Source organism: Mycobacterium canetti CIPT 140010059, assembly GCF_000253375.1.
GTDB lineage: Bacteria > Actinomycetota > Actinomycetes > Mycobacteriales > Mycobacteriaceae > Mycobacterium > Mycobacterium tuberculosis.
This window is the reverse complement of record NC_015848.1, coordinates 3,271,869-3,292,921: the sequence shown is the minus strand read 5'-3', so window position 1 is coordinate 3,292,921 and position 21,053 is coordinate 3,271,869. Positions and strand designations below refer to the sequence as shown.

Below are 21,053 nucleotides of genomic sequence, written 5' to 3'. Positions count from 1 at the left end.
CCCTAAGCATCGGGGCAAGCGACCCCTGGAAGGATTGTCAGCGTGTGGGAAGGTTTGTGGATCGCCACGGCGGTCATCGCCGCCCTGGTCGTCATCGCTGCGCTGACCCTGGGGCTGGTGCTCTACCGTCGGCGGCGCATCAGTCTGTCGCCTCGGCCCGAGCGCGGCGTTGTCGACCGCTCAGGCGGTTACACCGCATCGTCTGGCATCACGTTTAGTCAGACGCCGACGACCCAGCCGGCCGAGCGGATCGATACGAGCGGACTGCCCGCCGTGGGCGACGATGCGACCGTCCCTCGCGACGCGCCCAAGCGCACGATCGCCGACGTACACCTTCCCGAGTTTGAGCCAGAACCCCAGGCTCCAGAGGTCCCCGAGGCTGACGCCATCGCGCCGCCCGAAGGTCGATTGGAACGACTGCGCGGACGGCTCGCCAGATCGCAGAATGCCCTCGGGCGCGGCCTGTTGGGACTGATCGGCGGCGGCGACCTGGACGAGGACTCCTGGCAAGACGTCGAGGACACCCTGCTGGTCGCCGACCTGGGACCGGCGGCCACCGCGTCGGTGGTGTCGCAGCTGCGCAGCCGCCTGGCCAGCGGCAACGTGCGTACCGAGGCCGACGCCCGGGCGGTATTGCGTGACGTCCTGATCAACGAACTGCAACCTGGCATGGACCGCTCGATCCGCGCGCTACCGCACGCCGGCCATCCTTCGGTGTTGCTGGTCGTCGGCGTCAACGGCACCGGAAAAACCACCACGGTCGGCAAGTTGGCGCGGGTACTAGTGGCCGACGGCCGAGGGGTCGTACTCGGTGCGGCTGACACCTTCCGTGCGGCCGCCGCCGATCAGCTACAGACCTGGGCGGCGCGGGTTGGCGCAGCGGTGGTTCGCGGGCCCGAAGGCGCCGACCCGGCATCGGTGGCGTTCGACGCCGTCGACAAGGGCATCGCCGCCGGCGCAGACGTCGTGCTCATCGATACAGCCGGGCGGCTGCACACCAAGGTTGGCCTGATGGACGAGCTGGACAAGGTCAAGCGCGTGGTGACTCGGCGAGCGTCCGTTGACGAGGTGTTGCTGGTGCTCGATGCCACGATCGGACAGAACGGGTTGGCGCAGGCCAGAGTGTTCGCCGAGGTCGTCGACATCAGCGGCGCGGTGCTCACCAAACTGGACGGAACGGCCAAGGGCGGCATTGTGTTCCGCGTTCAACAGGAACTTGGGGTGCCGGTGAAGCTGGTCGGGCTTGGTGAAGGCCCCGATGACCTGGCGCCTTTCGAACCCGCCGCATTCGTCGACGCCCTGCTCGGCTAGCCGAGGTGGCGACCCGCTGCGCGCGGCTGCGCCGCGCTTGCGATCGCCACGGAAAGCTCTTTCACAGCAAGTTTTACGTTAATCCTGATGAAACATGGCGGCACCATCGCCGCAACAACTAGTGCGCATGGTTCTGGATCAGGTCGTCAGTCGTAAGGCTGGGGCCGTGCCAACGCTCGACTGGAGGTGATAGCGAGTGGACCAATTCCCCATCATGGGCGTTCCGGATGGCGGCGACACCGCCTGGATGCTGGTGAGTTCCGCGCTCGTGCTGTTGATGACGCCGGGTCTGGCATTTTTCTACGGCGGCATGGTGCGTTCCAAGAGCGTCCTGAACATGATCATGATGAGCATCAGCGCGATGGGTGTCGTGACGGTGCTCTGGGCGCTTTACGGCTACTCGATTGCGTTCGGTGATGACGTTGGCAACATCGCCGGCAACCCGAGCCAATACTGGGGTCTCAAAGGTCTCATCGGCGTCAATGCTGTTGCTGCCGATCCGAGCACGCAGACCGCCGCGGTGAATATTCCGCTGGCGGGTACCCTGCCGGCGACCGTGTTTGTGGCATTCCAGCTGATGTTCGCGATCATCACGGTTGCGCTGATCTCCGGGGCGGTGGCCGACCGGTTGAAGTTCGGCGCCTGGCTGTTGTTCGCCGGTTTGTGGGCGACGTTCGTCTATTTCCCGGTCGCACACTGGGTCTTCGCATTTGACGGTTTCGCCGCTGAGCACGGCGGCTGGATCGCCAACAAGCTGCACGCCATCGACTTCGCCGGCGGCACCGCGGTTCATATCAACGCCGGTGTGGCGGCCTTGATGCTGGCGATCGTGCTGGGCAAAAGACGCGGTTGGCCGGCGACGCTGTTTCGACCGCACAATCTGCCGTTTGTGATGCTCGGGGCCGCCCTGCTGTGGTTCGGCTGGTACGGGTTCAACGCAGGATCGGCGACGACCGCCAACGGTGTTGCCGGGGCGACGTTTGTCACCACCACGATTGCGACGGCCGCGGCCATGCTTGGCTGGCTGCTCACGGAGCGCGTCCGAGATGGCAAGGCTACGACGCTGGGCGCGGCGTCGGGCATCGTCGCCGGACTGGTCGCCATCACGCCGTCCTGCTCGTCGGTTAATGTCCTGGGTGCCTTGGCGGTAGGCGTGTCGGCCGGGGTGCTGTGCGCGCTGGCGGTGGGGCTGAAATTCAAACTGGGCTTCGATGATTCGCTCGACGTGGTCGGGGTGCACCTGGTTGGTGGTCTGGTGGGCACACTGCTGGTGGGTCTGCTGGCAGCTCCGGAGGCTCCGGCAATTAATGGTGTGGCCGGGGTATCGAAGGGGTTGTTTTACGGCGGAGGCTTCGCCCAGCTGGAACGACAGGCGCTCGGTGCCTGCAGTGTTCTCGTCTACTCTGGAATCATCACCCTGATCTTGGCATTGATCCTGAAATTCACCATCGGGCTCAGGCTTGACGCGGAGCAAGAGAGCACCGGCATCGACGAGGCTGAGCACGCGGAAAGCGGCTACGATTTCGCCGTCGCCAGCGGCTCGGTTCTCCCCCCGCGGGTCACCGTGGAGGATAGCCGCAACGGCATTCAGGAGCGTATAGGCCAGAAAGTGGAGGCGGAGCCGAAATGAAGCTGATCACTGCGATCGTGAAGCCGTTCACGCTCGACGACGTCAAGACGAGCCTCGAGGACGCGGGAGTGCTGGGGATGACGGTCAGCGAAATCCAGGGATACGGACGGCAGAAGGGCCACACGGAGGTTTACCGCGGGGCCGAATACTCGGTGGATTTCGTACCGAAGGTTCGGATCGAGGTCGTTGTTGACGATTCCATTGTCGACAAGGTCGTGGACAGCATTGTCCGGGCGGCGCGCACCGGCAAGATCGGCGACGGCAAGGTGTGGGTGAGTCCGGTAGACACCATCGTGCGGGTGCGCACCGGTGAACGCGGACACGATGCGTTATGAAACTAGCCGCACTGTGCTGAACCAACCCGGCCGCACCAATTAGCGCTAGCGAGGGAGATGGAGGCAGAAAGTCCTTGTGCCGCAAGCGATTTAGCTGTCGCCCGACGCGAGCTGCTGTCCGGCAACCATCGCGAGCTGGATCCGGTCGGGCTGCGGCAGACGTGGCTGGATCTGCATGAGTCTTGGCTGATCGACAAGGCCGACGAGATCGGGATCGCCGATGCCAGTGGTTTTGCAATCGTCGGGGTCGGCGGGCTCGGCCGCCGCGAGCTGCTGCCGTATTCGGACCTGGACGTGTTGCTGTTGCACGATGGCAAGCCTGCTGACATCTTGCGGCCCGTCGCCGACAGGTTGTGGTATCCGTTGTGGGATGCCAACATTCGGCTCGATCACAGTGTGCGAACGGTTAGTGAGGCATTGACCATCGCCAATTCCGATCTGATGGCCGCTCTAGGCATGCTGGAAGCCCGCCACATCGCCGGCGATCAGCAGCTCTCGTTCGCGTTGATCGACGGCGTGCGACGCCAGTGGCGCAACGGAATTCGTTCCCGCATGGGCGAACTCGTCGAAATGACATATGCGCGTTGGCGGCGCTGTGGCCGGATCGCGCAGCGCGCAGAGCCCGATCTCAAATTGGGTCGCGGCGGCCTTCGGGACGTCCAGTTGCTAGACGCGCTGGCTCTCGCCCAGCTCATCGACCGGCACGGTATCGGCCACACGGACCTGCCGGCGGGTTCGCTGGACGGTGCGTATCGCACCTTGCTGGATGTGCGCACCGAACTGCACCGGGTGTCGGGCCGCGGACGCGACCACCTGCTGGCCCAGTTCGCCGACGAGATCAGCGCCGCGTTGGGTTTCGGTGACCGATTCGATTTGGCGCGCACACTGTCGAGTGCTGGCCGCACCATCGGTTACCACGCCGAAGCGGGGCTGCGGACTGCGGCGAATGCATTGCCGCGGCGCGGCATCTCGGCCTTGGTGCGGCGGCCAAAGCGGCGACCGCTCGACGAGGGTGTCGTCGAGTATGCCGGCGAAATCGTGCTCGCCCGCGACGCCGAACCCGAGCACGATCCCGGCCTGGTACTCCGAGTGGCCGCCGCGTCGGCCGACACCGGATTGCCCATTGGCGCCGCCACCCTGAGCCGGTTGGCCGCCAGCGTCCCGGATCTGCCGACTCCCTGGCCGCAAGAGGCATTGGACGACTTACTAGTTGTGCTCTCCGCCGGCCCCACCACGGTGGCTACCATCGAAGCGCTCGACCGAACCGGGCTCTGGGGCCGGTTGTTGCCGGAATGGGAGCCCATTCGCGACCTTCCGCCGCGCGACGTCGCCCACAAGTGGACGGTTGACCGACACGTGGTCGAGACCGCGGTGCATGCGGCGCCACTGGCCACCCGGGTGGCACGTCCCGACCTGCTTGCGCTTGGCGCGCTGCTGCACGACATCGGCAAGGGACGGGGCACCGATCACAGTGTGCTCGGGGCCGAATTGGTAATCCCGGTTTGCACCAGGCTGGGGTTGTCGCCGCCGGACGTGCGGACGCTCTCCAAGCTGGTCCGCCACCACCTGCTGCTGCCGATTACGGCAACCCGACGTGACTTAAACGACCCCAAAACCATCGAGGCGGTGTCCGAGGCGCTGGGTGGGGATCCGCAACTGCTCGAAGTTTTGCACGCCCTGTCGGAGGCGGACTCGAAGGCCACCGGCCCCGGGGTGTGGAGCGATTGGAAGGCGTCACTGGTCGATGACCTGGTGCGTCGCTGCCGGATGGTGATGGCCGGAGAGTCGCTGCCTCAAGCCGAACCGACTGCACCCCATTATCTTTCGCTGGCGGCCGACCACGGGGTGCATGTGGAGATTAGTCCGCGCGACGGTGAACGCATCGACGCCGTAATAGTGGCGCCGGACGAGCGGGGACTGGTGTCGAAAGCCGCCGCGGTGCTGGCGCTGAACTCGCTGCGCGTACATTCGGCGTCGGTCAACGTCCACCAGGGTGTCGCGATAACCGAGTTTGTGGTGTCACCACTGTTTGGGTCCCCGCCCGCGGCGGAGTTGGTGCGTCAGCAGTTTGTCGGTGCCCTCAACGGCGACGTCGACGTGCTGGGCACGCTGCAGAAGCGGGACAGCGATGCCGCCAGCTTGGTATCCGCTCGGGCCGGGGACGTGCAGGCCGGGGTGCCCGTGACTCGTACGGCCGCTCCGCCCCGCATCCTGTGGCTCGACACCGCCGCGCCGGGCAAGCTGATCCTCGAAGTTCGGGCCATGGATCGGGCGGGTTTGCTCGCGTTGCTGGCCGGGGCGCTGGAGGGCGCGGGAGCCGGCATTGTCTGGGCGAAGGTCAATACGTTCGGATCGACCGCGGCCGATGTGTTCTGTGTGACGGTCCCCGCGGAGTTGGACGCGAGAGCCGCGGTCGAGCAACACCTGCTGGAGGTGTTGGGCGCCAGCGTCGACGTTGTGGTCGACGAACCCGTCGGCGATTAGGATCGCACGCTCATGACCGCTCGGAGTTGAGCTGTCGCAACGCATCGATGCGTGCCTTGATCTGAGCGCGGGTGGCAGCGGCGATCGGAGGCCCGCCACAACGGCGGCGCAGTTCGTCGTGGATCCAGCCATGCGGTTTGCCGGTGCGGTGGTGCGCAATCGACACCAGCGTGTGGAGCTCGCGGCGCAGGTCGCGCAGTTGGCCATGCACCGATGCCGAAGCCCCCGACGTTGCTGGCTGGGTGGCCCCTTTCTGAAGCTGAGCCCGTTTCCTCAGCTGCTCGTCTTGGCGGCGGTGCAGCAGGGCGCGCATCTGCTCGGCATCGAGCAGCCCGGGGATGCCTAGGTAGTCGGCCTCCTCGTCGCTCCCGGTTGGGGTGGCGGTGCCGAACGAGGAACCGTCGAAGATGACCTGATCGAGTTCCGCATCGGCCCCCAACGCGGTGAAGCCCCGCTCCGCGCCGCCCCGCTCGGTTTGCGTCCTGGTGGCGGGATCACCATCGAGGGGATCGTGGGCCGATTCGCGGTGCGGTCGGCCCAGCACGTGGTTACGCTGCACCTCCAACGCACTGGCCAGCTGCAGCAGGTTAGGCACCGACGGCACGAAGATGCTCGCGGTTTCACCCGGTCGGCGGGACCTCACGAACCGACCGATGGCCTGTGCGAAGAACAGCGGCGTGGAGGCGTTGGTGGCGTAAACCCCGACCGAAAGCCGGGGCACGTCGACACCTTCGGAGACCATGCGGACCGCGACCAGCCAACGGCTGGTGCCCTGGGCAAATTCCGTGATACGCGCCGACGATCCGGGGTCGTCGGAGAGCACGACCGTGGGCTCTTCGGCCGTCATCGTGGTGAGCAGGCGGGCATAAGCGCGGGCCGTGGTGCGATCCGAGGCGATGATCATGCCGCCCGCGTCGGGTACGTGCGCACGCAGTTGTCGGAGCCGTCGATCGGCCGCCGTGATCACCGCCGGCATCCACTCGCCTTCCGGGTCGAGCGCTGTGCGCCACGCCCGCGCGGTCTGCTCGGCAGACAGCGGCTCGCCCAGTCGCGCCTCGTACTCCTCGCCGGCGCTGTCCCGCCAGCGCGCCTGCCCCGAATAGGCGAGGAAGACCACCGGCCGGACGACACCGTCAGCGAGGGCTTCCGCATAGCCGTAGGTGTGGTCAGCCTGAGAACGCAGCACGCCATCCGCGTCGGGCTGGTAGCTGACGAACGGGATTGGGCTGTCGTCGCTGCGAAACGGTGTACCCGTCAGGGCAAGGCGGCGGGTGGCGTCACCGAAAGCTTCCCGGATGGCGTCTCCCCAGGTCTTGGCATCGCCGCCGTGGTGGATCTCGTCGAAGACCACCAACGTCTTGCGCGCTTCGGTACGCACTCGGTGCAGCGTAGGATGCGAAGCGACCTGGGCGTAGGTGACCATTACGCCGTGATACTCCGGTGAGGTCTGCGGATTGGAGTTGGCGAACTTTGGGTCCAGGGCAAGGCCGTGTGCTGCCGCAGCATGCGCCCACTGCACCTTGAGGTGCTCTGTGGGCACGACGACGGTGACCTGCTCGACAGTGCGGTAACGGAGTAGTTCGGCTGCGATCCGCAGCGCGAACGATGTCTTGCCAGATCCGGGAGTGGCCACCGCGAGGAAATCCCGCGGCTGGGTGCCCAGGTACTGCACCAGCGCCCGGCGCTGCCAACCCCGCAACGGAGGGTTGAAGGTCGCGCTGACCGGCTGCAAGACTCCCCACCCCCCGTCGCTACGGACCGAATTTGCCCGCTCCCTCCCCAGCCGGAACCGTGAGGTGGCGGCGGTGAAATGTAGCATGGCAACGCTTTTCGGCGCAGGTCCGACGTCGCATCGTGTTGACTCTGCGTCCACCAGGCGGGTTACTCGCACTTTTGCGTGGTGGACGCAGAGTCAACGGATAACGGTGCCGCTGCGCGGCGCTCGCGATCACCATTAGGCTGGCGGGCGTGTTTGAATCGCTGTCTGACCGTTTGACCGCCGCCCTGCAGGGGCTGCGCGGCAAGGGCCGACTGACCGATGCCGATATCGATGCCACTACCCGCGAAATTCGGTTGGCGCTGCTGGAAGCCGATGTTTCGCTACCGGTGGTCCGGGCATTCATCCACCGGATCAAAGAACGCGCCCGCGGGGCCGAGGTGTCAAGTGCCCTCAACCCGGCTCAACAGGTCGTCAAGATCGTCAACGAGGAACTGATAAGCATCCTCGGCGGCGAAACCCGCGAGTTGGCGTTTGCGAAGACCCCGCCGACCGTCGTGATGCTCGCCGGCCTGCAGGGCTCCGGGAAGACGACACTGGCCGGCAAATTGGCCGCCCGCCTGCGTGGACAAGGACACACGCCACTGCTGGTCGCTTGTGACCTGCAACGGCCGGCCGCGGTGAACCAGCTGCAGGTCGTCGGCGAGCGTGCCGGAGTGCCGGTGTTCGCGCCGCATCCGGGTGCCTCGCCGGAGTCCGGCCCCGGTGACCCGGTTGCGGTGGCGGCGGCCGGGCTGGCCGAGGCCCGGGCCAAGCACTTCGACGTCGTCATCGTCGACACCGCCGGACGACTGGGCATCGACGAGGAGCTGATGGCCCAGGCCGCGGCCATCCGCGACGCCATCAACCCCGACGAGGTGCTGTTCGTCCTGGACGCGATGATCGGCCAGGACGCGGTCACCACCGCTGCGGCGTTCGGCGAGGGCGTCGGGTTCACCGGTGTGGCCTTGACCAAGCTCGACGGTGACGCCCGCGGTGGTGCCGCGTTATCGGTGCGCGAAGTGACCGGTGTTCCAATCCTTTTCGCCTCCACCGGGGAGAAGCTGGAGGACTTCGACGTCTTCCACCCGGACCGGATGGCCAGTCGCATCTTGGGCATGGGCGATGTGCTGAGCCTGATCGAACAGGCCGAGCAGGTCTTCGATGCACAACAGGCCGAGGAGGCCGCAGCCAAGATCGGCGCCGGCGAGCTGACCCTGGAGGACTTCCTCGAGCAGATGCTCGCGGTACGCAAGATGGGCCCGATCGGCAACCTGCTGGGCATGCTGCCCGGCGCGGCTCAGATGAAGGACGCGTTGGCCGAGGTCGACGACAAACAACTCGATCGTGTCCAGGCCATCATTCGCGGCATGACGCCGCAGGAACGGGCAGACCCCAAGATCATCAATGCCTCGCGGCGGCTGCGCATCGCCAACGGCTCGGGCGTCACGGTGTCCGAGGTCAACCAGCTGGTCGAGCGCTTCTTCGAAGCCCGCAAGATGATGTCGTCCATGCTCGGGGGCATGGGCATACCGGGCATAGGGCGCAAATCCGCGACGCGAAAGAGCAAGGGCGCAAAAGGCAAATCCGGCAAGAAGAGTAAGAAGGGGACGCGCGGTCCGACGCCGCCGAAGGTCAAGAGCCCGTTCGGCGTGCCCGGGATGCCGGGCTTGGCTGGGCTACCTGGGGGGCTCCCTGATCTCTCACAGATGCCCAAAGGTCTCGACGAGCTGCCGCCCGGCCTGGCCGACTTCGACCTGTCCAAGCTGAAGTTCCCAGGCAAGAAGTAGTGGCGATCGCGAGTGCGGCGGAGCCGGGTGAAGCGGGTCGACACCATCAGGCCCCGTAGCCGCGCCGTGCGCCTGCACGTGCGAGGTTTGGGCCTGCCCGACGAGACGGCGATCCAACTGTGGATCGTCGACGGCCGCATTAGCACCGAACCGGTGGCAGGAGCCGACACCGTCTTTGACGGCGGCTGGATCCTGCCCGGGCTGGTCGACGCGCACTGCCATGTCGGGCTTGGGAAACACGGCAACGTCGAACTCGACGAGGCGATCGCTCAGGCCGAGACCGAACGTGACGTCGGCGCGCTGCTGTTGCGGGACTGCGGCTCGCCGACCGACACCCGCGGCCTTGACGACCACGAAGACCTGCCCCGCATCATCCGCGCCGGACGGCACCTGGCCAGACCCAAGCGTTACATCGCCGGCTTCGCGGTCGAGCTCGAAGACGAATCCCAGCTGCCGGCAGCGGTAGCCGAGCAGGCCCGCCGCGGTGACGGCTGGGTCAAGCTGGTCGGTGACTGGATCGACCGTCAAATCGGCGATCTTGCCCCGTTGTGGTCCGATGACGTGCTCAAAGCCGCCATCGACACGGCACACGCTCAGGGCGCCCGGGTCACCGCGCACGTTTTCAGCGAGGACGCGCTGCCCGGCTTGATCAACGCCGGCATCGACTGCATCGAGCACGGCACCGGCCTCACCGACGACACCATCGCCTTGATGCTCGAGCACGGCACCGCGTTGGTCCCCACGCTGATCAACCTGGAAAACTTTCCGGGCATTGCCGATGCGGCAGGGCGCTATCCAACCTATGCCGCGCACATGCGCGACCTGTATGCCCGCGGCTATGGGCGGGTCGCTGCGGCGCGGGAGGCGGGGGTGCCGGTATACGCGGGCACCGATGCGGGCAGCACGATCGAGCACGGACGGATCGCTGACGAGGTAGCGGCGCTGCAGAGGATTGGGATGACCGCGCACGAGGCGTTGGGCGCGGCGTGCTGGGATGCTCGACGCTGGCTGGGCCGGCCCGGGCTGGACGATAGGGCATCGGCCGACCTGTTGTGCTACGCCCAGGATCCGCGGCAGGGTCCGGGTGTGCTACAGCATCCCGATCTGGTGATTTTGCGCGGCAGGACTTTTGGGCCCTAGCTTTGGCCGCGCGGGCCGTGCCGAACGCGGTTACTATCGGCCAATGGCGTTGGCCAGCGGCGTGACCTTTGCCGGCTACACCGTCGTGCGGATGCTGGGTTGTTCCGCGATGGGTGAGGTCTACCTCGTGCAACATCCCGGATTCCCCGGCTGGCAGGCGCTGAAGGTGCTTTCGCCGGCGATGGCTGCGGACGACGAATTTCGCCGCCGATTTCAACGGGAGACCGAGGTTGCCGCGCGGCTATTTCACCCGCACATCCTGGAGGTTCATGATCGCGGTGAGTTCGACGGGCAGCTGTGGATTGCGATGGACTACGTCGATGGCATCGACGCCACGCAGCATATGGCCGACCGGTTTCCGGCGGTCTTGCCGGTTGGTGAGGTACTCGCCATCGTCACTGCCGTAGCCGGAGCTCTCGACTACGCCCACCAGCGCGGCCTGCTGCATCGTGACGTCAACCCCGCCAACGTCGTGCTAACCAGTCAGAGTGCTGGCGACCAACGGATCCTGTTGGCCGACTTCGGAATTGCCAGCCAACCCAGCTATCCGGCGCCCGAACTGTCGGCGGGGGCCGACGTTGACGGGCGTGCCGATCAGTACGCGTTGGCGCTTACCGCCATACACCTGTTCGCCGGTGCGCCGCCGGTTGATCGTTCGCACACCGGACCGCTGCAGCCACCGAAGCTCTCCGCCTTCCGCCCGGACCTGGCACGCCTCGACGGTGTCCTCTCGCGTGCGCTCGCCACAGCGCCCGCGGACCGGTTCGGCAGCTGCCGCGAGTTCGCCGACGCGATGAACGAACAGGCCGGCGTCGCGATCGCTGATCAGAGCTCGGGGGGTGTCGACGCTTCTGAGGTCACCGCGGCGGCCGGTGAGGAAGCGTATGTCGTCGACTACCCGGCTTATGGTTGGCCCGAGGCCGTCGACTGCAAAGAACCATCCGCCCGGGCACCGGCGCCGGCGGCCCCGACCCCCCAACGGCGCGGCTCGATGCTGCAGTCAGCGGCCGGGGTGCTGGCGCGCCGCCTGGACAACTTCTCCACCGCCACCAAGGCTCCGGCGAGCCCCACCAGGCGCCGGCCACGCCGGATCCTGGTCGGTGCGGTAGCGGTGTTGCTATTGGCTGGCCTGTTCGCGGTCGGCATCGTGATTGGGCGCAAGACGAACACGACCGCCACCGAAGTCGCGCGCCCGCCGACCAGTGGGTCGGCTGTGCCCAGCGCCCCGACGACCACCGTCGCGGTCACCGCGCCGGTCCCACTGGACGGCACATACCGCATCGAGATCCAACGCTCAAAGCAGACCTACGACTACACCCCTACGCCGCAACCGCCGGACGTGAACACCTGGTGGGCGTTCCGCACTTCGTGCACTCCGACCGAATGTCTCGCGGCCGCAACGATGCTCGACGACAACGACCACACCCAGGCCAAGACTCCGCCCGTTAGGCCGTTCCTCATGCAGTTCGGCGAGGGCCAGTGGAAGTCGCGGCCGGAGACGGTGCAGTTCCCGTGCGTCGGGCCCAACGGCTCGCCGAGTACACAGGCCACGACGCAGTTGCTCGCACTGCGACCGCAACCGCAGGGCGACCTCGTCGGCGAAATGGTCGTCACTGTGCATAGCAACGAATGTGGACAACAAGGAGCGGTCATTCGGATTCCCGCGGTGGCCAGCCGCAGTGGTGATCTTCCCCCGGCAGTCACCGTGCCGGACCCAGCAACGATTCCTGATACCCCCGATACAACGTCCACAGCCACCCTGACGCCGCCGACCACAACGGCGCCGGGGCCCGGTCGCTGACACCCACTTGACCAGCGCCGCGGCAGCGAAGCGGCGTCAGCCAAAAAGATTGCGAGTGATCGCTATCTATGTTAGCTTGGCGGCAACTCAACGACCTGGAGGAAACGGTGACCTACGACGTGATCATTCGCGACGGACTGTGGTTCGACGGCACCGGCAATGCGCCATTGACTCGGACTCTGGGCATTCGCGACGGCGTGGTGGCCACGGTGGCTGCCGGCGCACTGGACGAGACCGGCTGCCCGGAGGTGGTTGATGCGGCGGGGAAGTGGGTCGTGCCTGGCTTCATCGACGTGCACACCCACTATGACGCCGAGGTGTTGCTCGATCCTGGTTTGCGGGAGTCGGTGCGCCACGGTGTCACCACGGTGCTGCTGGGAAACTGCTCGCTGTCGACGGTCTACGCCAACTCCGAGGATGCCGCCGACCTGTTCAGCCGTGTTGAAGCGGTGCCCCGCGAATTTGTCCTGGGTGCCCTGCGGGACAACCAGACGTGGTCGACGCCCGCGGAGTACATCGAAGCGATCGACGCCCTGCCCCTCGGGCCGAATGTGAGTTCACTGCTTGGCCATTCGGATCTGCGGACCGCGGTACTGGGCCTTGATCGTGCCACCGACGACACCGTCCGGCCCACCGAAGCCGAGCTGGCGAAGATGGCGAAACTGCTCGATGAGGCGCTCGAGGCCGGGATGCTGGGCATGTCCGGGATGGACGCCGCTATCGACAAGCTCGACGGCGACCGCTTCCGCTCGCGTGCGCTGCCGTCCACCTTCGCGACCTGGCGGGAGCGTCGCAAGCTGATCTCGGTGCTGCGCCGCCGGGGCCGGATACTGCAGAGCGCACCCGACGTCGACAACCCGGTGTCCGCGCTGCTGTTTTTCTTGGCCAGCAGCCGGATATTCAACCGGCGCAAGGGCGTTCGAATGAGCATGTTGGTGTCCGCCGACGCCAAGTCGATGCCGCTGGCGGTACACGTGTTCGGGTTGGGCACCCGCGTGCTGAACAAGCTCTTAGGCTCTCAGGTGCGATTCCAGCATCTGCCGGTCCCGTTCGAGCTGTACTCCGACGGCATCGACCTGCCGGTCTTCGAGGAGTTCGGCGCCGGAACGGCGGCCCTTCATCTGCGTGACCAACTGCAGCGCAACGAGCTCCTGGCCGACAGGTCTTACCGCCGGTCGTTCCGGCGCGAGTTCGATCGCATCAAGCTCGGACCTTCGTTGTGGCATCGGGACTTCCACGACGCCGTGATCGTCGAATGCCCGGATAAGTCGTTGATCGGTAAGAGTTTCGGGGCAATAGCCGACGAGCGCGGGCTGCACCCGCTGGACGCGTTCCTCGATGTGCTGGTGGACAACGGGGAGCGCAATGTCCGATGGACCACCATCGTCGCCAATCACCGGCCCAACCAGCTGAACAAGCTGGCCGCCGAACCGAGTGTCCACATGGGCTTCTCCGACGCCGGCGCGCACCTGCGCAATATGGCGTTCTACAACTTCGGGCTTCGGCTGCTCAAACGAGCCAGAGACGCCGACCGGGCCGGACAACCGTTTCTGTCCATCGAGCGGGCAGTGTATCGCCTCACCGGTGAGTTGGCCGAGTGGTTCGGTATAGGCGCGGGCACGTTGCGCCAGGGTGACCGTGCGGACTTCGCGGTGATTGACCCTACCCACCTAGATGAATCGGTGGACGGGTACCACGAGGAGGCGGTGCCCTACTATGGCGGTCTGCGACGCATGGTCAACCGCAACGATGCGACCGTGGTTGCGACGGGCGTGGGCGGCACCGTGGTATTCCGCGGAGGCCAGTTCGGAGGTCAGTTCCGCGACGGCTACGGGCAGAACGTGAAGTCGGGTCGCTACCTGCGGGCGGGTGAGCTTGGCGCCGCTCTGAGCCGTTCTGCCTGACATGGCCAGGACCCAGCAGCAGCGCCGCGAAGAAACCGTTGCACGGCTTCTGCAGGCCAGCATCGACACGATCATCGAGGTCGGCTACGCGCGGGCATCGGCTGCCGTGATCACCAAGCGGGCTGGGGTGTCGGTAGGCGCCCTGTTCCGGCACTTCGAAACGATGGGTGATTTCATGGCGGCCACGGCATACGAGGTGTTGCGCCGTCAGCTGGAAACGTTCACCAAGCAAGTCGCCGAAATACCGGCCGATCGGCCGGCGCTTCCGGCGGCGCTGACGATTTTGCGGGACATCACGGCCGGCTCCACGAATGCGGTGCTCTACGAGCTTATGGTCGCCGCGCGCACCGACGAGAAGCTCAAGGAGACGCTGCAGAATGTGCTGGGGCAGTACAGCGCGAAGATCCACGACGCCGCGCGTGCTCTGCCGGGTGCCGAGAGCTTTCCGGAGGAGACATTTCCGGTCGTCGTGGCGTTGATGACCAACGTCTTCGACGGCGCCGCCATTGTGCGAGGGGTACTGCCGCAGCCCGAACTCGAGGAACAGCGGATTCCCATGCTGACGGCGCTGCTGACCGCCGGCCTATGAGCGCCAGCAGACGCAAAAGAACATGATGGGCGCACCAGCGCCCACGTCTGCTCGCGGTGCTAGAGCGAGCCGACGCTGGCCTGCGGGTTGAGGGCGAAACCCCAGTCGAACAGGGTCGCAGCCTGATCCCAATACGTCGGTCCGCCCTCTTTGACCAGCCCGTACATCATGGCGATCACCAGGCGGCGGCCGCCGCGGGCGGCGGCACCCACGAACGTCTTGCGAGCGGCGTTGGTGTAGCCCGTCTTGCCGCCGATCGCGCCCGGGTACCGCTGCAGCAGCTCGTCCTGGTTGACGATCAGCTGTTCGCCGTTATCGCTGGGGAACATCGCCGAGGGCTCGGCGGTGATCTGCGCGAACACCGGATTGGCCATCGCGGCCCGGAAGATGACCACCAGGTCGTGCGCGGTGGACGCCCCGGAGCCGCCGGGTCCGTCTAGGCCGGACGGCGTCGTCGCGTGGGTGGACGTCGCACCTAGGGTGGCGGCTTTGGCGTTCATCTTGGCCACGGTGACGTCTTGGCCACCCAGCATGTGCGCCAACGTGTTGGCGGCGTCGTTGCCCGACACCAGCAACAGGCCGTCGAGCAGCTGGCGCGCGGTGTAGCTGCGCCCCGGTTTGACGCCGACGCAGTTGCACTCGGCCTGTGTGTCGGCGACGTCGGCGACGACCGTGGAGTTCAGGTCCAGCTCGTCGAGTGCCACCAGCGCCAACAGCACCTTGATGGTGCTCGCGGGCGGATGGGCCACGTTTTGGTCGCGGCCGGCTAGCACCTGACCGCTATCGAGGTCGGCCACGATCCAGGTCTGAGCCGGGCCATCGGGGATCGGCACGGAGCCGGCCGGCTGCACGTCGGCATCGGCCCACGCGGCACCCGCACTGACGGTGACTGCGCAGGCACAGAGCGCGGCGGTCGCGGTCATGAGCTTTCGCATGGGCGCAGAGTTTAACTTCCAGGGCTCCGGTAGGCCTATTCTCGGGCTGGTCGGGGGCTGTCCGGCCGATGTGTGCGGTGTTGGATCGGAGCATGTTGAGCGTGGCCGAAATTTCCGACCGGTTGGAAATCCAGCAGTTGCTGGTGGACTACTCCAGCGCGATTGACCAGCGCCGATTCGACGATCTTGACCGGGTGTTCACCCCCGACGCCTATATCGACTATCGCGCGCTAGGTGGCATCGACGGCAGGTATCCGAAGATCAAGCAATGGCTGTCGCAGGTGCTGGGAAACTTCCCGGTATATGCGCACATGTTGGGCAACTTCTCGGTCCGTGTCGACGGCGATACCGCGTCGTCGCGGGTGATCTGCTTCAACCCGATGGTGTTCGCCGGCGACCGGCAGCAAGTGCTGTTCTGTGGACTGTGGTACGACGACGATTTCGTGCGCACCCCCGATGGCTGGCGGATCATCAGGCGGGTCGAAACCAAGTGCTTCCAGAAAATGATGTGAAGCCCGCTGGGCGAATTACTGCCCCAGCATCACGTTCTGGCACAATTGGCGGCTGTCCACCGCGCGACGACTTGTCCTGTTCGGGGTTGCCGCCCGGTGGTCATACACGCGAGGCAAAACCGGATCCGGGCATCCCGCCCGGGTCGCTGAATTGCAGCGTGACACCAATAGGAGCGCTCAATCATGGCTGTGAAGATCAAGCTCACTCGGCTTGGCAAGATCCGCAATCCTCAGTACCGCGTCGCCGTCGCCGATGCGCGCACCCGCCGCGACGGCCGAGCGATCGAGGTAATCGGCCGGTACCACCCCAAAGAAGAGCCGAGTCTCATCGAGATCAACTCCGAGCGTGCCCAGTACTGGCTCTCGGTGGGTGCTCAGCCCACCGAGCCCGTCCTCAAGCTGCTGAAGATCACCGGGGATTGGCAGAAGTTTAAGGGCCTACCTGGCGCTCAGGGCCGGTTGAAGGTCGCCGCACCCAAGCCCAGCAAGCTCGAGGTGTTCAACGCCGCGTTGGCCGCCGCCGACGGTGGTCCTACCACCGAGGCCACCAAACCGAAGAAGAAGTCGCCGGCCAAAAAGGCTGCCAAGGCTGCTGAGCCAGCGCCGCAGCCTGAGCAGCCGGACACGCCGGCGCTGGGTGGCGAGCAGGCCGAGCTGACGGCGGAAAGCTGACGGGGAAATGAGCGCCGTCGTCGTTGACGCTGTTGAGCATCTGGTCCGTGGGATCGTCGACAATCCTGACGATGTCCGGGTAGACCTGATAACCAGTCGGCGGGGGCGCACCGTCGAAGTCCACGTTCATCCAGACGACCTGGGCAAGGTGATCGGTCGTGGGGGACGCACCGCTACCGCATTGCGCACTCTGGTAGCCGGTATCGGTGGCCGCGGTATCCGCGTCGACGTGGTGGACACCGACCAGTAGCGGAGCCCCGCTCATGGAGCTGGTAGTCGGGCGGGTGGTGAAGTCGCACGGTGTCACCGGCGAGGTCGTCGTCGAGATCCGCACCGACGACCCAGCTGACCGGTTTGCGCCGGGTACCAGGTTGCGCGCCAAGGGGCCTTTTGACGGTGGTGCCGAGGGCAGTGCGGTGAGTTACGTCATCGAAAGTGTGCGGCAGCACGGCGGCCGCCTGTTGGTGCGACTCGCTGGAGTGGCCGATCGAGACGCAGCCGACGCGTTGCGCGGCAGCTTGTTCGTGATCGACGCCGATGACTTGCCCCCGATCGACGAGCCGGACACCTATTACGATCACCAGCTGGTGGGGCTTATGGTCCAGACGGCGACGGGGGAGGGTGTTGGTGTCGTCACCGAAGTGGTGCACACCGCCGCTGGTGAGTTGCTGGCGGTCAAGCGTGATTCCGATGAGGTTTTGGTGCCGTTTGTGCGTGCCATCGTCACGTCGGTGTCATTGGACGACGGCATCGTTGAGATTGATCCGCCCCATGGCTTGCTGAATCTGGAGTAAGGCGTGCGCATCGATATCGTGACGATCTTCCCCGCCTGCCTGGACCCGTTGCGACAGTCGTTGCCGGGCAAGGCGATCGAATCGGGCCTGGTCGACCTTAACGTGCACGACCTGCGGCGCTGGACCCACGATGTGCATCACTCGGTGGACGACGCACCCTACGGCGGCGGCCCGGGAATGGTGATGAAGGCGCCGGTGTGGGGTGAAGCGCTTGACGAAATTTGTTCCAGCGAAACGTTGTTGATTGTTCCCACGCCCGCCGGTGTGTTGTTTACCCAGGCCACCGCCCAGCGCTGGACCACCGAGAGCCATCTGGTGTTCGCCTGCGGCCGCTACGAAGGCATCGACCAGCGGGTCGTGCAGGATGCCGCCCGGCGAATGCGCGTCGAAGAAGTCTCGATCGGCGACTACGTATTGCCCGGCGGGGAGTCGGCGGCCGTGGTGATGGTCGAAGCCGTGCTGCGACTGTTGGCCGGTGTTCTCGGCAATCCCACTTCCCACCAAGATGATTCGCACTCAACGGGCCTGGACGGGCTCCTTGAGGGTCCGAGCTACACCCGGCCGGCGAGCTGGCGTGGCCTCGATGTACCCGAGGTCCTACTCTCCGGCGACCATGCCCGAATTGCCGCCTGGCGCAGAGAGGTCTCGCTGCAGCGCACCCGCGAACGACGCCCCGACCTGTCCCACCCCGACTAGCCCCGCTGGCGAGCAGACGCGAAATCCCCCGACACGCCGAACGTGTGGTGGCTTTTGCGTCTGCTCGCGCCGGTGAGGCGACCGGACGAGCGTCAGATCCGGCCGTTGGGAAACATCGTTCTGACGGCTTGCGTGATGGTTGCTCGAGCGGTGGCGTCGTCGGCGGGCTGCAGTGACTCGATCACCATGATGTAGCGGCGTTCCGGGCCGATCACCCCGGTGGACAGATGCATCCAGCTGCTGCCGATACAGCACATCCAGCCCTGTTTGACTGCGACCGGTTCGGCGTACAAACCGTCGGGGATGCCGAACCGCTGCGGGTAGCCGTCGATCCCGGTCGGTGTGGACTGGGCCAGGTCGGCGATGATGACGGCGGCCCGATCCAGTGGTAGGCCGCCGGACCCGTCGAGCAGCATGTCGTAGTAGCGGATCAGGTCTGGCGCGGAGCTGATTGTGTTCCACCAGCGCCCGTCGCTGGGAGGCGCGGTCGACCTGAGCCCATATCGGCGCGCGACTTGAGTGACGACGGCATTGCCGCCGTCCTGACTCCAGAATCGCTCGGCCGCACCATCGTCGGATGACTGCAGCATGACGTCCAACGCATGATGGTCCTCTGGGGACAATGTGACTTTGCCCTCGGCCTCGGCCAGCAGCAGATCGTCGGCGATGAACAGCTTGGCCACCGACGCGGTAGCGATAATCTGCGTGTTGCCGTTGGAGACCAGCTGGCCAGTGGCGCGATCGAGCACCGCCACCGAGAGGGTGGCGCCCATGGCGGCGGCCTCATCGGTTGCCTGCCGGACCCGGGTAGGCAGTTCGCCAAACCCGACGTTCGGCGACGCCGCCGGAGCCCTAGGCGGCGTGATGGCGCGCAGCAGTAGCTCCACCGGCTGCGGCTGAGGTCGCGCTTGCGGTCGAGACGAAATGCGGTCGGCCGCGCTATATGCTTCGGCCTCGACTCGGGCCTCGCAGCCCGCAACCACCACCAATGTCACCGCCGCCAAAGCGGTGAGCAACGTCAGCGGCCGTGCTCGCATTGTTCTCCTTCGGCATCCTCTGACATCGCGAAAACGTGCAGGTAGGCGGCCGCATTGCCCTCTTAAGTGCCCTCTGTTGGGTGTCACGCCAAGCTTCGGGTTTCCACACGCGCGGTTTGACCCTAGTCATATGTAAGTCATGTGTACCATTTGCGGGCGCTTTTCGACGGCCGCGAACCACCGGAGATTTCCTGTGATTTCACTGCATGCGTACCGTCTGGCACAATTGAGCAGTTGTCTGTCGCGGTGGTCGGCCGGGTTGCGTGCCGCCTGCTGCGAGATGCACCAATAAGCCCGAACCCACCGGCTTGGTGACCACCGCACGCTGCGTGTGGGGGGTAACCACGCCGCGACCCCAAGGATGGTCATTTCCAATGAACCGGCTGGACTTCGTCGACAAGCCGTCGTTGCGCGACGACATCCCGGCGTTCAACCCGGGCGACACCATCAACGTGCATGTCAAGGTGATCGAGGGCGCCAAGGAACGTCTCCAGGTGTTCAAGGGCGTGGTGATCCGCCGGCAGGGCGGGGGCATCCGCGAGACGTTCACGGTGCGCAAGGAGAGCTACGGCGTCGGCGTCGAACGGACCTTCCCCGTGCACTCGCCGAACATCGACCATATCGAGGTGGTGACCCGTGGCGATGTTCGCCGCGCCAAGCTGTACTACCTGCGCGAACTGCGCGGAAAGAAGGCCAAGATCAAGGAGAAGCGCTGACCGGGAACGTCTCGGCGATGTTCGAAAGCCGCCACCTGCGCTGGCTACGCTGATCTCGTGACCGAAACCACGGACTCCCCATCGGAGCGCCAGCCGGGTCCGGCAGAGCCGGAGCTCTCCTCCCGGGACCCGGACATTGCCGGCCAGGTCTTCGACGCAGCCCCGTTCGACGCAGCCCCGGATGCGGACTCCGAAGGCGACTCCAAGGCGGCCAAAACGGACGAGCCGCGGCCCGCGAAGCGATCAACGCTGCGGGAGTTCGCGGTGCTGGCGGTGATTGCTGTGGTGCTCTACTACGTCATGCTGACGTTTGTCGCGCGCCCTTATCTGATTCCGTCGGAATCGATGGAACCCACGTTGCACGGGTGTTCGACGTGCGTCGGCGACCGCATCATGGTGGACAAACTCAGCTACCGCTTCGGCTCACCGCAACCTGGCGACGTCATCGTCTTCAGGGGACCGCCGTCGTGGAACGTTGGTTACAAGTCGATCCGTTCGCACAACGTCGCCGTGCGCTGGGTGCAGAACGCGTTGTCGTTCATCGGTTTCGTGCCTCCCGACGAGAACGACCTGGTCAAGCGTGTCATCGCGGTCGGCGGACAGACGGTTCAATGCCGGTCCGACACCGGCCTGACGGTCAACGGCAGGCCACTGAAGGAGCCATACCTGGATCCGGCCACCATGATGGCCGACCCGTCGATATACCCGTGCCTGGGCAGCGAGTTCGGGCCGGTCACCGTCCCGCCCGGGCGTGTCTGGGTGATGGGCGACAACCGCACCCATTCGGCGGATTCCCGCGCTCACTGCCCGTTGCTATGTACTGACGATCCGCTACCGGGGACCGTGCCGGTGGCCAACGTCATCGGTAAGGCCAGGTTGATCGTGTGGCCGCCGTCGCGTTGGGGTGTTGTGCGTTCGGTGAATCCCCAGCAAGGTCGGTAGCCATGGCTG

Annotated in this window: 19 protein-coding genes; 16 read left to right on the top strand and 3 right to left on the bottom strand. The window is 65.8% G+C overall.

Going from position 1 to position 21,053, the window contains the following annotated elements; translation table 11 throughout:
* The first annotated feature begins 42 nt into the window (after window positions 1-42).
* The 4 genes from ftsY (at window position 43) to MCAN_RS15450 (ending at window position 5,760) form a co-directional block, all read left to right on the top strand.
* Window positions 43-1,311, top strand: coding sequence for a signal recognition particle-docking protein FtsY (gene ftsY / locus MCAN_RS15465; RefSeq protein WP_014001487.1), 1,269 nt, complete (start codon window positions 43-45; stop codon window positions 1,309-1,311).
* Window positions 1,312-1,507: 196 nt separating this feature from the next.
* Entirely contained in the window at window positions 1,508-2,941 is a 1,434-nt protein-coding gene (locus tag MCAN_RS15460) for an ammonium transporter (protein ID WP_003899540.1), read from the top strand.
* Entirely contained in the window at window positions 2,938-3,276 is a 339-nt protein-coding gene (gene glnB / locus MCAN_RS15455; RefSeq protein ID WP_003414756.1) for a nitrogen regulatory protein P-II, read from the top strand. The genes MCAN_RS15460 and glnB overlap by 4 nt, the downstream gene beginning before the upstream one ends.
* A gap of 57 nt (window positions 3,277-3,333) precedes the next feature.
* Window positions 3,334-5,760: a [protein-PII] uridylyltransferase gene (locus MCAN_RS15450; RefSeq protein ID WP_014001486.1), complete on the top strand. Its 2,427-nt coding sequence runs from the start codon at window positions 3,334-3,336 to the stop codon at window positions 5,758-5,760.
* A 10-nt stretch (window positions 5,761-5,770) separates the two neighbouring features.
* Here the strand turns inward: MCAN_RS15450 and MCAN_RS15445 are convergent, their stop codons facing one another.
* A complete protein-coding gene (locus MCAN_RS15445; RefSeq protein WP_230864487.1) occupies window positions 5,771-7,579 on the bottom strand; it encodes a DEAD/DEAH box helicase in 1,809 nt (602 codons plus the stop codon).
* Window positions 7,580-7,728: 149 nt separating this feature from the next.
* Here MCAN_RS15445 and ffh point away from each other — a divergent pair, with 149 nt between their 5' ends.
* From ffh to MCAN_RS15420, 5 genes are all read left to right on the top strand, one after another.
* Window positions 7,729-9,306, top strand: coding sequence for a signal recognition particle protein (ffh, locus tag MCAN_RS15440; RefSeq protein ID WP_003414748.1), 1,578 nt, complete (start codon window positions 7,729-7,731; stop codon window positions 9,304-9,306).
* A 27-nt stretch (window positions 9,307-9,333) separates the two neighbouring features.
* Window positions 9,334-10,446 carry a metal-dependent hydrolase family protein gene (locus tag MCAN_RS15435; RefSeq protein ID WP_003899537.1) on the top strand — a complete coding sequence of 371 codons (1,113 nt, stop codon included), beginning with the start codon at window positions 9,334-9,336 and terminating at the stop codon, window positions 10,444-10,446.
* 43 nt (window positions 10,447-10,489) lie between these two features.
* Entirely contained in the window at window positions 10,490-12,247 is a 1,758-nt protein-coding gene (gene pknI / locus MCAN_RS15430) for a serine/threonine protein kinase PknI (RefSeq protein ID WP_003900593.1), read from the top strand.
* A 68-nt stretch (window positions 12,248-12,315) separates the two neighbouring features.
* Window positions 12,316-14,151 (top strand): N-acyl-D-amino-acid deacylase family protein, encoded by a 1,836-nt coding sequence (locus MCAN_RS15425; RefSeq protein WP_014001484.1) that lies wholly within the window; start codon window positions 12,316-12,318, stop codon window positions 14,149-14,151.
* A 1-nt stretch (window position 14,152) separates the two neighbouring features.
* Window positions 14,153-14,740: a TetR/AcrR family transcriptional regulator gene (locus MCAN_RS15420; protein ID WP_014001483.1), complete on the top strand. Its 588-nt coding sequence runs from the start codon at window positions 14,153-14,155 to the stop codon at window positions 14,738-14,740.
* 59 nt (window positions 14,741-14,799) lie between these two features.
* Here the strand turns inward: MCAN_RS15420 and dacB2 are convergent, their stop codons facing one another.
* Window positions 14,800-15,675, bottom strand: a complete 876-nt coding sequence (gene dacB2, locus MCAN_RS15415; RefSeq protein WP_003414736.1) for a D-alanyl-D-alanine carboxypeptidase DacB2 — start codon at window positions 15,673-15,675, stop codon at window positions 14,800-14,802.
* A gap of 92 nt (window positions 15,676-15,767) precedes the next feature.
* Here dacB2 and MCAN_RS15410 point away from each other — a divergent pair, with 92 nt between their 5' ends.
* From MCAN_RS15410 to trmD, 5 genes are all read left to right on the top strand, one after another.
* Window positions 15,768-16,187, top strand: coding sequence for a nuclear transport factor 2 family protein (locus tag MCAN_RS15410; RefSeq protein WP_003912031.1), 420 nt, complete (start codon window positions 15,768-15,770; stop codon window positions 16,185-16,187).
* A gap of 183 nt (window positions 16,188-16,370) precedes the next feature.
* Window positions 16,371-16,859, top strand: coding sequence for a 30S ribosomal protein S16 (rpsP, locus tag MCAN_RS15405; protein WP_003414731.1), 489 nt, complete (start codon window positions 16,371-16,373; stop codon window positions 16,857-16,859).
* Between the two features lie 7 nt (window positions 16,860-16,866).
* Window positions 16,867-17,109 (top strand): RNA-binding protein, encoded by a 243-nt coding sequence (locus tag MCAN_RS15400; RefSeq protein ID WP_003414728.1) that lies wholly within the window; start codon window positions 16,867-16,869, stop codon window positions 17,107-17,109.
* A gap of 13 nt (window positions 17,110-17,122) precedes the next feature.
* Window positions 17,123-17,653 (top strand): ribosome maturation factor RimM, encoded by a 531-nt coding sequence (gene rimM / locus MCAN_RS15395; RefSeq protein WP_003414726.1) that lies wholly within the window; start codon window positions 17,123-17,125, stop codon window positions 17,651-17,653.
* 3 nt (window positions 17,654-17,656) lie between these two features.
* Window positions 17,657-18,349, top strand: coding sequence for a tRNA (guanosine(37)-N1)-methyltransferase TrmD (trmD, locus tag MCAN_RS15390; protein WP_014001482.1), 693 nt, complete (start codon window positions 17,657-17,659; stop codon window positions 18,347-18,349).
* Between the two features lie 92 nt (window positions 18,350-18,441).
* On the opposite strand, the gene MCAN_RS15385 is transcribed toward trmD, so the two are convergent.
* A complete protein-coding gene (locus tag MCAN_RS15385) occupies window positions 18,442-19,386 on the bottom strand; it encodes a serine hydrolase (RefSeq protein ID WP_003414720.1) in 945 nt (314 codons plus the stop codon).
* A 374-nt stretch (window positions 19,387-19,760) separates the two neighbouring features.
* Here MCAN_RS15385 and rplS point away from each other — a divergent pair, with 374 nt between their 5' ends.
* Together rplS and lepB are read left to right on the top strand one after the other, a co-directional pair.
* The gene (gene rplS, locus MCAN_RS15380; protein ID WP_003414717.1) at window positions 19,761-20,102 is read left to right on the top strand and encodes a 50S ribosomal protein L19; all 342 of its coding nucleotides are present in this window, start codon (window positions 19,761-19,763) and stop codon (window positions 20,100-20,102) included.
* A gap of 57 nt (window positions 20,103-20,159) precedes the next feature.
* Window positions 20,160-21,044 (top strand): signal peptidase I, encoded by an 885-nt coding sequence (gene lepB / locus MCAN_RS15375; RefSeq protein WP_003414715.1) that lies wholly within the window; start codon window positions 20,160-20,162, stop codon window positions 21,042-21,044.
* The last annotated feature ends 9 nt before the right edge of the window (window positions 21,045-21,053 follow it).